Source organism: Pseudomonas chlororaphis subsp. chlororaphis (assembly GCF_003945765.1).
In the GTDB taxonomy this organism is placed as follows: domain Bacteria; phylum Pseudomonadota; class Gammaproteobacteria; order Pseudomonadales; family Pseudomonadaceae; genus Aquipseudomonas; species Aquipseudomonas chlororaphis.
This window is the reverse complement of sequence record NZ_CP027712.1, coordinates 3,661,010-3,673,913: the sequence shown is the minus strand read 5'-3', so window position 1 is coordinate 3,673,913 and position 12,904 is coordinate 3,661,010. Positions and strand designations below refer to the sequence as shown.

At 68.2% G+C, this 12,904-nt stretch carries 10 protein-coding genes; all 10 read left to right on the top strand.

Annotation, left to right across the window (positions count from 1 at the left end):
* The first annotated feature begins 37 nt into the window (after positions 1-37).
* Positions 38-1,675, top strand: a complete 1,638-nt coding sequence (locus C4K27_RS16700; RefSeq protein ID WP_053261331.1) for an ABC transporter substrate-binding protein — start codon at positions 38-40, stop codon at positions 1,673-1,675.
* A 48-nt stretch (positions 1,676-1,723) separates the two neighbouring features.
* Positions 1,724-2,680, top strand: a complete 957-nt coding sequence (locus C4K27_RS16695) for an ABC transporter permease (RefSeq protein ID WP_053261330.1) — start codon at positions 1,724-1,726, stop codon at positions 2,678-2,680.
* A complete protein-coding gene (locus C4K27_RS16690; RefSeq protein ID WP_009044026.1) occupies positions 2,677-3,552 on the top strand; it encodes an ABC transporter permease in 876 nt (291 codons plus the stop codon). Before C4K27_RS16695 ends, C4K27_RS16690 begins: the two co-directional genes overlap by 4 nt.
* 1 nt (position 3,553) lies before the next feature.
* Positions 3,554-5,395 carry an ABC transporter ATP-binding protein gene (locus C4K27_RS16685; protein WP_053261329.1) on the top strand — a complete coding sequence of 614 codons (1,842 nt, stop codon included), beginning with the start codon at positions 3,554-3,556 and terminating at the stop codon, positions 5,393-5,395.
* Positions 5,392-5,700 carry a (2Fe-2S)-binding protein gene (locus tag C4K27_RS16680; RefSeq protein ID WP_053261328.1) on the top strand — a complete coding sequence of 103 codons (309 nt, stop codon included), beginning with the start codon at positions 5,392-5,394 and terminating at the stop codon, positions 5,698-5,700. Before C4K27_RS16685 ends, C4K27_RS16680 begins: the two co-directional genes overlap by 4 nt.
* Positions 5,682-7,088 (top strand): FAD/NAD(P)-dependent oxidoreductase, encoded by a 1,407-nt coding sequence (locus tag C4K27_RS16675; RefSeq protein ID WP_053261327.1) that lies wholly within the window; start codon positions 5,682-5,684, stop codon positions 7,086-7,088. Before C4K27_RS16680 ends, C4K27_RS16675 begins: the two co-directional genes overlap by 19 nt.
* Positions 7,085-8,239 (top strand): NAD(P)/FAD-dependent oxidoreductase, encoded by a 1,155-nt coding sequence (locus tag C4K27_RS16670; protein WP_053261326.1) that lies wholly within the window; start codon positions 7,085-7,087, stop codon positions 8,237-8,239. Before C4K27_RS16675 ends, C4K27_RS16670 begins: the two co-directional genes overlap by 4 nt.
* A complete protein-coding gene (gene argE / locus C4K27_RS16665) occupies positions 8,236-9,393 on the top strand; it encodes an acetylornithine deacetylase (RefSeq protein ID WP_053261325.1) in 1,158 nt (385 codons plus the stop codon). Before C4K27_RS16670 ends, argE begins: the two co-directional genes overlap by 4 nt.
* Before the next feature lie 746 nt (positions 9,394-10,139).
* Positions 10,140-11,597 carry an NAD-dependent succinate-semialdehyde dehydrogenase gene (locus C4K27_RS16660; RefSeq protein ID WP_053261324.1) on the top strand — a complete coding sequence of 486 codons (1,458 nt, stop codon included), beginning with the start codon at positions 10,140-10,142 and terminating at the stop codon, positions 11,595-11,597.
* Positions 11,598-11,630: 33 nt separating this feature from the next.
* Entirely contained in the window at positions 11,631-12,710 is a 1,080-nt protein-coding gene (locus C4K27_RS16655; RefSeq protein WP_053261323.1) for a tartrate dehydrogenase, read from the top strand.
* The last annotated feature ends 194 nt before the right edge of the window (positions 12,711-12,904 follow it).

Below are 12,904 nucleotides of genomic sequence, written 5' to 3'. Positions count from 1 at the left end.
ACTCGAGCCTTCTCATTATTCGACAGGTAGAACTGCTATGACTGACAACAAAGTCGATCCGCAACTGATTTCCGGCGAAGAAAGCCTGAGGGTTTTCGAAGGCCTGAACCGTGGCATGTCCCGCCGCAGCGCCTTGCGCATGCTCGGCGTGGCCGGTGTCGCCGCCGCGGGCGCCGGCAGCCTGTTCGGCAGTGCCGGCACCTTGCTCGCCAGCGACAGCGCGGCGCCGGGCAAGGGCAAGCCGGGCGGGCGCATCCGCGTCGCCGGGATGTCCAGTTCCACCGCCGACACCCTCGACCCGGCCAAGGGCGCGCTGTCCACCGACTATGTGCGGCACTTCATGTTCTACAACGGCCTGACCCGCTTCGACAGCCACCTGGTGCCGCAGCTGGAACTGGCCGAGCGCATCGACAATACCGACGCCACGTTGTGGATCATCACCCTGCGCAAGGACGTGACCTTCCACAACGGCAAGGGCTTGACCGCCGCCGACGTGGTGTTCTCGCTGTCGCGGCACAAGGACCCGGCCACCGGTTCCAAGGTCATGCCGCTGATGGAGCAGTTCGCCGAGATCAAGGCCACCGGCACCCATGAGGTGCAGATCCGCCTCAAGGCGCCGAACGCCGAGCTGCCGTCGATCCTCGCGGTCTCGCACCTGCTGATCGTGCCCGAAGGCACCACCGACTTCAGCCAGGGCATCGGCACCGGGCCGTTCAAGGTCAAGGAGTTCAAGCCGGGCGTGCGCTCGATCTCCGCGCGCAACCCGAACTACTGGAAGCCGGGCCTGCCGTACCTGGACGAGATCGAGTTCATCGCCATCGCCGACGAGCCGTCGCGGGTCAACGCCTTGCTCTCCGGGGACGTGAACCTGATCAACGAAGTCAACCCGCGCTCCACCGCGCGCATCGCCGCCAGCGCCGGGCACCGGGTGGTGGACGCGCCGTCGGGCAACTACACCGACCTGATCATTCGCCAGGACCAGCTGCCCGGCCAGAGCCCGGAATTCACCCAGGCGCTGAAGCATCTGCTGGACCGCGAACAGGTCAAGTCCGCGGTGTTCCGTGGCTACGCCGTGGTCGGCAACGACCACCCGATCGCCCCGGGGTCGCGTTACTACAACGCCGACCTGCCGCAGACCCCGTACGACCCGGAAAAGGCCCGCTTCCTGCTGAAAAAGGCCGGCATGGAGAAGGTCAGCATGCCGCTGGTGGCCTCGCCGGCCGCCACCGGTTCGGTGGACATCGCCGTGCTCTTGCAGCAGTCGGCCAAGCAGGCCGGGCTGACCCTCAACGTCAACCGCCTGCCCAGCGACGGCTACTGGTCCAACCACTGGATGAAGCACCCGCTGAGCTTCGGCAACATCAACCCGCGGCCGAACGCCGACGTGATCTTCTCGCAGTTTTTCCAGTCCAGCGCGCCATGGAACGAATCGGGCTGGAAGAACGAGCAGTTCGACCAGTTGCTGATGCTGGCCCGCGGCGAAACCGACGACGCCAAGCGCAGCACGATGTACGCCGACATGCAGACCCTGGTGCACGACCACTGCGGCATTGGCATCCCGGTGTTCATCAGCAACATCGACGGGGTCGACCAGCGCATCAAGGGCTATGGCAGCAACCCCCTGGGCGGCTTCATGGGCTACATGTTCGCCGAGCAGGTGTGGCTGGACGCGTGAGGGGCGAAAGCGGGTTCCGTCGGGGCTGCAAGGCAGGAGGGAAGGGCGATGAATAGCAACACACTGTGGTTGATCGGGCGGCGCATGGGCGCCGCGGTCGTGACCTTGTTGATCGTGTCCATGGTGGTGTTCGCCATCACCGCGGTGCTGCCGGGGGACGCGGCGCAACAGGCCCTGGGGCAGTTCGCCACGCCGGAACAGGTGGCGGCGCTGCGCCTGAAGCTGGGCCTGGACCAGCCCGGTGTGGTGCGTTACCTGCACTGGCTGCTCAGCCTGCTGGCCGGCGACATGGGCACCTCGGTGTCCAACGCCATGCCGGTCAGCGAGCTGATGGCCGGACGGGTGCCCAACACCCTGATGCTTGCGGCGGTGACCGCGGTGGTCTCGGTGCCGCTGGCGCTGACCCTGGGCATCGGCTCGGCCATGGGCCGCGGCGGGCGCCTGGACAGCTTCCTGAGCTTCATCACCCTGGCCCTGGTGGCGGTGCCGGAGTTCCTGGTGGCGACCCTGGCGGTGCTGGTGTTCGCGGTGAACCTGGGCTGGCTGTCGGCCTTGTCCTACGCCAGCGAAACCCACTCGCCGCTGCAGTTCCTGCGCACCTACGCCTTGCCGGTGATGACCCTGTGCTTCGTCATCGTCGCGCAGATGGCGCGCATGACCCGCGCCGCGGTGATCGACCAGCTCGACAGCCCCTACGTGGAAATGGCCCGGCTCAAGGGCGTCAGCCCGGTGCGCATCGTGCTGCGCCACGCCTTGCCCAACGCCATCGGGCCGATCGCCAACGCGGTGGCGCTGAGCCTGTCGTACCTGCTGGGCGGGGTGGTGATCGTCGAGACCATCTTCAACTATCCCGGGATCGCCAGCCTGATGGTCGACGCGGTGACCAACCGCGACATGGCGCTGGTGCAGGCCTGCACCATGCTGTTCTGCACGGCCTACCTGGGCTTGGTGCTGATTGCCGACCTGTGCGCGATTCTTTCCAATCCGAGGCTGAGAAACCAATGACCAATCTCATGGTGAAGTCGACGCCGGCCACGCCCGACCTGGCGCTGGGCAAGGTGTCCCACGGGCCGTCCTGGCTCGGCCTGACCGGGGCCGCGATGTGTGTGCTGTGGCTGCTGGTGGCGCTGTTCGGCCCCTGGCTGGCGCCGCACCCGGTGGGCGAAGTGGTGTCCGCCAATGTGTTCGACGCCATGGGCGCGGCCTACCCGTTCGGCACCGATTACCTGGGCCGCGACATGCTCAGCCGGGTGCTGGTGGGCGCGCGGTTCACCGTCGGCCTGGCGCTGATTTCCGCGGTCCTGGCTAGCGGCCTGGGCACCGCCTGCGCCTTGCTCTCGGTGGTCGCACCGAAATGGCTGGATGAAGTCATCAGCCGCCTGATGGACGCCTTTATCTCCATCCCGAGCAAGATGCTGGCGCTGATCATGGTCTCGGCCTTCGGCTCCTCGGTGGTGCTGCTGGTGTGCACCGCGGTGCTGAGCTTCACCCCCGGGGCGTTCCGTATCGCCCGCAGCCTGGCGGTGAATATCGAAGCCCTGGAGTACGTGCAGGTGGCCCGCACCCGCGGTGAGCGCCGGCTGTACATCGCCTGCGTGGAGATCCTGCCGAACATGCTCAACCCGGTGCTCACCGACCTGGGCCTGCGCTTCGGCTTCATCGTCCTGCTGCTCAGCGGCATGAGCTTCCTTGGCCTGGGCGTGCAGCCGCCGGACGCCGACCTCGGTTCGCTGGTGCGCGAGAACATCGGTGGCCTCAACCAGGGCGCGCCGGCCATCGTCATCCCGGCGCTGGCTATCGGCACCCTGACCATTGGCGTGAACCTGTTCATCGACAGGATTTCGTCGCGCCGCAGCCGCCGTCCGGGAGGTCATTGAAATGAGCCAGTTGATTCGAGTGCAAGACCTGCGGGTGGTCGCCGGCGGCGAGGGCGGCGAAGTGGAGATCGTCAAGGGCGTGAGCTTCGCCCTGGAGCAGGGCGAGGTACTGGCGCTGATCGGCGAGTCCGGCTCGGGCAAGACCACTATCGCCCTGGCCCTGCTGGGGTATGCCCGCCGCGGTTGTCGCCTGGCGTCCGGGGTGGTGCGGGTCGGCGAGCACGACATGCTGGCCCTGGGCGAGGAGCAGTTGCAGGGCCTGCGCGGCAATCGCGTGTCCTACATCGCGCAGAGCGCGGCGGCGGCCTTCAACCCGGCGAAACGCCTGCTCGACCAGGTGCTGGAGGGCGCCCTGATCCATGGCCTGGACAGCCGCGCCAACCTGGAGGCCAAGGCCATCGAGCTGTTTCGCGACCTGGCCCTGCCGGACCCGGAACACATCGGCCAGCGTTACCCGCATCAGGTCTCGGGCGGGCAGTTGCAACGGGTCATGGCGGCCATGGCGCTGATCAGCGACCCGCTGCTGGTGATCCTCGACGAACCGACCACCGCGCTCGACGTCACCACCCAGATCGACGTGCTGCGCGCCTTCAAACGGGTGGTGCGCGAACGCGGGGCCACGGCGGTGTATGTGTCCCACGACCTGGCGGTGGTGGCGCAGATGGCCGATCAGATCGTGGTGCTCAACGGCGGCCAGATCCTCGAACAGAGCGCCACCGCGCCGCTGCTCGAGGGCCCGGCCCACGATTACACCCGCAGCCTGCTGGCGGCCGCGCGCCCGGACTCGACCATTCGCCCGCCCAGCGATATCGCCGAGGACCAGCCGCTGCTGACCATCAAGGGCCTGACCGCCGGCTACGGCAACAAGAACCTGCAAGGCATGCCGATGATCCGCGTGCTGGAGGACATCGACCTGACCGTGCGCCGTGGCCAGGCCATCGGCGTGATCGGCGAGTCCGGCTCGGGCAAGTCGACCCTGGCGCGGGTGGTGGCCGGCCTGCTGACCCCGGCCCTGGGCAGCCTGACCTTCGATGGCCAACCCCTGGGCGGCAGCCTGTCGAGCCGCACCGACGAGCAGTTCCGGCGGATCCAGATGGTGTTCCAGAACGCCGACACCGCGCTCAACCCCATGCACAGCGTCAGCGCCATTCTCAGCCGGCCGCTGAAGATGTATTTCGGCCTCAAGGGCGCGGCGCTGCGCCAGCGCATCGACGAGTTGCTGGACCTGGTGCGGCTGCCGCGCACGCTCGCGCAGCGGCGGCCCAACGAGCTGTCCGGCGGGCAGAAGCAACGGGTCAACCTGGCCCGCGCGCTGGCGGCCAAGCCCGACCTGATCCTTTGCGACGAGGTGACGTCGGCCCTGGATACCGTGGTCGGCGCGGCGATTCTCGAACTGCTGCGCGACCTGCGCCAGGAGCTGGGGGTGTCCTACCTGTTCATCAGCCACGACATTTCCACGGTGCGCGCGCTGTGCGACGACATTGTGGTGATGTACAGCGGGCACAAGGTCGAGGCCGGCAGCCGCGTGGCCTTCGGCCAGGCGCCGTTCCATCCCTATACCGACCTGCTGATCCACTCGGTGCCGGAGCTGCGCCAGGGCTGGCTGGAAAGCTGCGGCAGCACCTGCGCCAGCCTGCCGCCGATCGGCGCCAGGGCCAATGTGCCGGAGCTGTGCACCTTCCTCAATCGCTGCCCGGTGCGCATCGACGGCCTGTGCAACCGCACCGCGCCGAACCGCCGCGCCATCGACGGCGGCAGCGAGATCCTCTGCCACCGCGACAGCGGCGAGTTGTTGCAGAGCCAACAGAACTTCAATGGCATGACCGAGGGAGCCTACGCATGAAGGGGCGTTTTGTACGGCTGGGCGAGCGCGAACGGGCGCCGGTACGGCTGCGGGTGGACGGGGAGCCCATCGAGGCATTGCAGGGCGACACGCTGATGGTGGCGTTGCTGACCCAGGGGACGGCCCTGCGCCAGTCGGAGTTCGATTCCGGCCGGCGCGCCGGCTTCTGCCTGATGGGCGCCTGCCAGGACTGCTGGGTCTGGACCCGCGCCGGCGAGCGCCTGCGCGCCTGTTCCAGCGAGGTCCGCGAGGGCCTGGACATTCTCACCACACAACCGGAGGCGGTATGGCCACTGCACGGCTGAACATCCCGTCCGGCAGCGCGCCGCGGGTGGTGATAGTCGGCGCCGGCCCGGCCGGCACCCGCTGCGCCGAAACCCTGCTGGCGGCCGGCATTGTGCCGACCCTGGTCGACGAAAACCGCCGCGACGGCGGGCAGATCTACCGTCGCCAGCCCGAAGGTTTCCGCCGCGACTACGCCACCCTGTACGGCAGCGAAGCGCACAAGGCCCGGGCCCTGCACGACAGCTTCGAGCGCCTGCGCCCGCGCATCGACTATCGCCCGGACACCCTGGCGTGGAACCTGACCCCGGGGCAGCTGTGCTGCGTCAGCCAGGGCCGGCACTTCACCCTGGGCTACGACGCGCTGATCCTCTGCACCGGCGCCACCGACCGCCTGATGCCGCTCGAAGGCTGGCAACTGGCGGGCACCTACAGCCTGGGCGGCGCGCAGATCGCCCTCAAGGCGCAGTCGGTGTCCATCGGCCACCGCGTGGTGTTCATGGGCAGCGGGCCGCTGCTGTACCTGGTGGCCAGCCAGTACCTCAAGGCCGGGGCGCAGGTCGCCGCGGTGCTCGACACCTCTCCGCTGGGCAAGCGCATCGGTGCCTTGCCGAAGCTGTTGGCGCGCCCGGGATTGCTCTGGACCGGCATGAAGCTGCTGGCGCGGCTGTGCCTGGCCCGGGTCCCGGTGCACCTGGGCATCCAGCCGATCCGGGTACTGGGCGATGCCCAGGGCGGGGTCAGCCTGGTGCAGGTCAAGACCGCCAAGGGCGACAGCCTGGATGTCGAGTGCGATGCCCTGGCCCTGGGCTATCACTTGCGCCCGGAAACCCAGTTGGCCGACCTCGCCGGTTGCCGCCTGGCCTTCGACCCGGCGTCCAGCCAATGGCTGCTGGAACTCGACGAGGCCGGGCGCACCAGCGTCAACGGGGTCTACGCCGCCGGCGACGGGGCGAAGATCCGTGGCGCCGACGCCGCCGAACACGCTGGGCGCCTCTCGGCGCTGGCCCTGCTCGAGGATCTGCAACTGCCGGTCAACGCCGCGGAACGGGACGAACAGCGCCAGGCCCTGGCGGTGATGGACCAGTTCCGCCTGGGCCTGGCCCAGGCCTTTCCCTGGCCGAGCGCCCAGGCCAAGGCACTGCCGGACACCGCCATCGTCTGCCGGTGCGAGATGATCAGCGCCGGCGAACTGCGCCGCACCGTGCGCGAGAAGGGCGCCTGCGAGGTCAACCGCGCCAAGGCCTTCAGCCGGGTCGGCATGGGCCGCTGCCAGGGTCGCTACTGTTCCCAGGCCGGGGCCGAGGTGATCGCCGCCGCGGCTGGGGTCGCGGTGCAGGAGGTGGGCCGGCAGCGCGGCCAGGCCCCGGTCAAACCCCTTTCGATGCTCACCGGGGAGGTGACGCCATGACCGTGCAACAGTCCGATGTGCTGATTGTCGGCGGCGGCCTGATGGGCTCGGCGGCGGCGTTTTTCCTGCGCCGGCGCGGCCAGTCGGTGACCCTGCTGGAGCGCGACCAGATCGGCCAGTACGCCAGCGGGGTGAACTTCGGCAACGTGCGGCGCCAGGGCCGTTATCTCGGCCAGCTGGAGCTGGCCAACCGTTCCTGGGCCCTGTGGAAGCGCCTGCCGGAGCTGATCGACGACGACCTGGAGTTCATTGCCAGCGGGCATATGCGGGTGTGCTACCGCGAGGACGAAATCGCCGAGCTGGAAGCCTATGCCGCGGCGCCCGAGGCGAGTGAGCTGGACCTGCAGATCTACCGCGGCCGCGAGCTGCACGAGCGCTTTCCGTTTCTCGGGCCGGACGTCAAGGGCGGCTCCTACGCGCCCCATGACGGCCACGCCAACCCGCGCCTGGCGGCCCCGGCCTTTGCCCGGGCGGCGGTGCGCGCCGGGGCGCGGATCGAAGAACGCACCGAGGTGAGCGAGGTGCAGAAGGTCGGCGGCGGGTTCCTGGTCGGCACCACCGATGGCCGCCAGTTCAGCGCCGAACGCCTGCTGATCACCGCCGGCGCCTGGGGCCAGAAGCTCTCCGAGCAGTTCGGCGAACCGGTGCCGCTGGACACCAACGGCCCGCAGATGGCGGTCACCGAGCCGGTGCCTTACGCCTTGCCGACGGTGATCGGGGTCTACACCAAGATCCCCGAGGAGGTGATCTACTTCCGCCAGATTCCCCGCGGCAACATCATCATCGGCGGCGGCTACCGCAGCAAACCGGACATGCTCACCAGGCGCGCCCAGGTCGAACCGCGCAGCATCCTCAACCAGATCCAGCAGATGCGCCGGCTGCTGCCGGGCGTCGGCAACCTCAACATCATCCGCGTGTGGAGCGGCATCGAAGGGTATCTGCCCGATTCGCTGCCGATCATGGGCCCCAGCGGCCAGATCGACGGCCTGTACTACGCCTTCGGTTTCTGTGGCCATGGCTTCCAGCTCGGCCCGGGCGTCGGCGACGTGATGGCCGAGCTGATCGCCACCGGCAGCACCGGCACCTCGATCGACGCCTTTTCGATTCGCCGCTTCGCCGGCACCACCGCACAACGGAGCAAGGCCTCATGAAACCCCGGGTACTGGAGATCTTCAAGCGCCTGATCGCCTTCGACACCGTGTCCTCGGAGTCGAACCTGGCGCTGATCGAATACGTGCGCGAGTTGCTGCTGGGCAAGGGCATCGAGTCGCTGATCGTCAAGGACGAAAGCGGGCGCAAGGCCAACCTGTTCGCCAGCACCGGGCCCCGGGAACTGCCGGGGATCCTGCTGTCCGGGCACACCGACGTGGTGCCCGCCGCAGGCCAGGCCTGGAGCCTGCCGGCGTTCCAGGTCACGGAGCAGGGCGGGCGCCTCTACGGGCGCGGTAGCTGCGACATGAAGGGGTTTATCGCCCTGGCCATAGACGCCATGCTCGATGCCGCGGACTGCACCTTGAGCCGGCCGCTGCAACTGGCGCTGTCCCATGACGAGGAAATCGGCTGCGTCGGCGTGCGCCGGCTGCTGGACGTGTTGCACCTGGCGCCGGTGCGGCCGTTCCTGTGCCTGATCGGCGAACCCACCCACATGCAGTTCGTGCTCGGGCACAAGGGCAAGGGCTCGTACCGCGTCCATTGCCGTGGCCAGGAAGCGCATTCCTCCCTGGCGCCGCTGGCGGCCAACGCGATTCACCTGGCCTGCGATTTCATCGCCGGTTTGCGCGACAGCCAGCAGCACCTGCGCGAGCAGGGCGCGCGGGACGCCGACTACGACATTCCCTACAGCACCGTGCACGTCGGGCAGATTGGCGGCGGCAAGGCGCTGAACATAGTGCCGAACCTGTGCACCCTGGATTTCGAGGTGCGCAACCTGCCGGCGGACGATCTTGAGCAGTTCCTCGACCAGATGCGCGAACGCGCCGAGCTGATCGTGCGCGAGGCGCGCCAGCTTTCCGAAGTGGCGGCCATCGAGATTGAAACCCTGAATGTCTACCCGGGGCTGGAGACCCATCCGAGTGTCGAGGCGGTGCGTTTCCTCCACGACTTCGCCGCGCCCGGCACCGGCTACGCCAAGGTCGGCTTCGGCACCGAAGGCGGCCTGTTCAACCAGCGCCTGGACATCCCGGTGGTGGTCTGTGGCCCGGGCTCCATCGAGCAGGCGCACAAGCCCGACGAGTTCATCGAGGTCAGCCAGATGGACGCCGGCCAGCGTTTTCTCGAAGGCTTGCTGGGTTCCCTGAAACGCTGAGCCGGCCCCTGTAGCCGCTGCCGAAGGCTGCGATCGGGCGCTGGCCCGCCAAGGCTGTATCCCGGATCGGCCTGACGCACCGCGATCAGCGGTTTCACGACGGCTGCGCCGCCGATCGCAGGCTGCGCCAGCGGCTACAGCGATCCCGGTTTTCCTGCTGAACACCGAACCCTGTAGCCGCTGCCGAAGGCTGCGATCGGGCGCTGGCCCGCCAAGGCTGTATCCCGGATCGGCCTGATGCACCGCGATCAGCGGTTTCACGGCGGCTGCGCCGCCGATCGCAGGCTGCGCCAGCGGCTACAGAGATCCCGGTTTTCCTGCTGAACGCCAAACCCTGTAGCCGCTGCCGAAGGCTGCGATCGGGCGCTGGCCCGCCAAGGCTGTATCCCGGATCGGCCTGATGCACCGCGATCAGCGGTTTCACGACGGCTGCGCCGCCGATCGCAGGCTGCGCCAGCGGCTACAGAGATCCCGGTTTTCCTGCTGAACGCCAAACCCTGTAGCCGCTGCCGAAGGCTGCGATCGGGCGCTAGCCCGCCAAGCTGTATCCCGGATCGATCTGACGCACCGCAGTTATCTGTTTTGCCACGGCTGCGCCAGCGGCTACAGGGCGGTGTTCAGGTGCTCGGTAGAGCCTGCTGTGACGCCGCGTTTTTCAGCATCCGACGCTGTCGGCCCGGCGCTTTCAGCATCCTGGGCTGCGGTGCCTGCTTAGACTGGGGGCTGTCTCGGAACAGGACTCGACCATGCTCAAGAATCGTTTGAAAGACCCCAGCCTCTTGGTGGAACTGGCCTACATCGACGGGCAGTGGGTGGCCGCCGACGATGGCGCGACCCTGGCGGTGCTCGACCCGGCCAGCGGCGAATGCCTGGCCCGGGTCCCGGCCCTGCAGGGCGCGCAGACCCGCCAGGCCATCGCCGCCGCCGAACGCGCCTGGCCAGCCTGGCGCGCGCGTCCGGCGGCGGAGCGGGCACAGCTGCTGGAGCGCTGGTACCAGGCCATGCTCGACAACCTCGACGACCTGGCCCTGATCATGACCGCCGAACAGGGCAAGCCCTTCGCCGAAGCCCAGGGCGAAATCCGCTACGGCGCCGGTTTCGTCAAATGGTTCGCCGAGGAGGCGCGGCGCATCTGCGGCGACACCCTGCCGGCACCCGCTGGCGACCGGCGCTTGCTGACCCTCAAGCAGCCGGTGGGGGTCTGCGCGGCGATCACCCCGTGGAATTTCCCCAACGCGATGATCACCCGTAAATGCGCGCCGGCCCTGGCCGCCGGTTGCCCGATCATCGTCAAGCCTTCCGACCTGACGCCGTTGTCGGCCCTGGCCCTGGCGGTGCTGGCCGAGCGGGTGGGGATTCCGCCGGGGGTGTTCAGTGTGCTCACTGGCATGCCGGCGGGGATTGGCGAAGAGCTGACCGGCAACCCGGCGGTGCGCAAGATTTCCTTTACCGGTTCCACCGCGGTCGGCCGCCTGCTGATGCGCCAGAGCGCCGAGCACATCAAGCGCCTGAGCCTGGAACTGGGCGGCAACGCGCCGTTCGTGGTGTTCGACGATGCCGACCTGGAACAGGCGATCGCCGGGATCATGCAGAGCAAGTTCCGCAACGCCGGGCAGACCTGCGTCTGCGCCAACCGCATCCTGGTCCAGGATGGCATCTACGCACGTTTTGCCCAGCGCCTGGTGGAGGAGGTGGCCAAGCTCAAGGTCGGCAACGGCCTGGAACCGGGCGTGAGCATCGGCCCGCTGATCAATGCCGCGGCGGTGAGCAAGGTCGCCCGGCATATCGACGATGCCCTGGGCAAGGGCGCGACCCTGCTGTGCGGCGCGATCCCCCAGGGCGAAAGCCAGTTCGTGCTGCCCACGGTGCTGGGCGAGGCCAGCACCGAAATGCTCCTGGCCCACGAGGAAACCTTCGGCCCGGTGGCGCCGCTGATGCGCTTTCACGACGAGGCCGAGGCGCTGGCCATCGCCAATGCCACGCCTTACGGGCTGGGCGCCTACTACTTCACCCAGGACCTGCGCCGCTCCTGGCGTTTCGGCGAAGCGCTGGAGTTCGGCATGGTCGGCCTCAACACCGGGATCATCTCCATGGAAGTGGCGCCGTTCGGCGGCATCAAGCAATCGGGCCTGGGCCGCGAAGGCAGCAAGTACGGCCTGGACGAATACCTGGAGATCAAGGCTTTCCACATCGGCGGCCTGTGACCCGCCCGCACCGACTTCGAGGAGACATGCGACATGAGCAAGGCATTCAGGATCGCCGCCATCGCCGGCGACGGGATCGGCAAGGAAGTGCTGCCGGAAGGATTGCGGGTGCTGCGGCAGGCCGCGCACAAGTGGCGGCTGGACCTGGAGATCGAGGTGCTGGACTGGGCGCACTGCGATTACTACCTGGAGCACGGGCAGATGATGCCCGGGGACTGGTTCGAACGGCTCAAGGATTTCGACGCCATCTACTTCGGCGCCGTGGGCTGGCCGGACAAGGTGCCGGACCATATTTCCCTGTGGGGTTCGCTGCTCAAGTTCCGCCGCGACTTCGACCAGTACGTGAATATCCGCCCGGTGCGGCTGTTCCCCGGGGTACCGTGCCCGTTGGCCGGGCGCGAGCCGGGGGACATCGATTTCGTGGTGATCCGCGAGAACACCGAGGGCGAGTATTCCTCGGTGGGCGGCAAGATGTTCGAGGGCACCGAGCATGAGTTGGTGCTGCAGGAGTCGGTGTTCACCCGGCGTGGCGTGGACCGCATTCTCCAGTACGCCTTCGACCTGGCCCAGGCCCGGCCGCGCAAGCGCCTGACCGCGGCGACCAAGTCCAACGGGATTTCCATCAGCATGCCGTACTGGGATGAGCGCACGGCGCTGATGGCCGAGCAGTACCCGCAGGTCAGCTGGGACAAGCAGCACATCGACATTCTCTGCGCGCGTTTTGTCTTGCAGCCGGAGCGTTTCGACGTAGTGGTGGCCTCCAACCTGTTCGGCGACATTCTCTCCGACCTCGGCCCGGCCTGTGCCGGCACCATCGGCATCGCGCCTTCGGCCAACCTCGACCCGCAGCGGCGCTTCCCGTCGCTGTTCGAGCCGGTGCACGGCTCGGCGCCGGACATCTACGGGCGCAATATCGCCAACCCGATCGCGATGATCTGGTCCGGCGCGCTGATGCTGGATTTCCTCGGCAATGGCGAGCAGCGCTACCGCGACGCCCACGACGGCATTCTCAAGGCCATCGAACAGGTGATCGCCCTGGGCCCGATCACCCCGGACCTGGGCGGCCAGGCTTCGACCCAAGACGTCGGCGCGGCGATTGCCGAAGCCCTGTAGCCGCTGCCGCAGGCTGCGATCGGGCGCTAGCCCGCCAAGCTGTATCCCGGGTCGGCCTGATGCACCGCGGTCAGCGGTTTTGCGCCGGCTGCGCCGCCGATCGCAGGCTGCGCCAGCGGCTACAGCGATCTCGGTTTTCCTGCTGAACGCCGCCCCCTGTAGCCGCTGCCGAAGGCTGCGATCGGGCGCTGGCC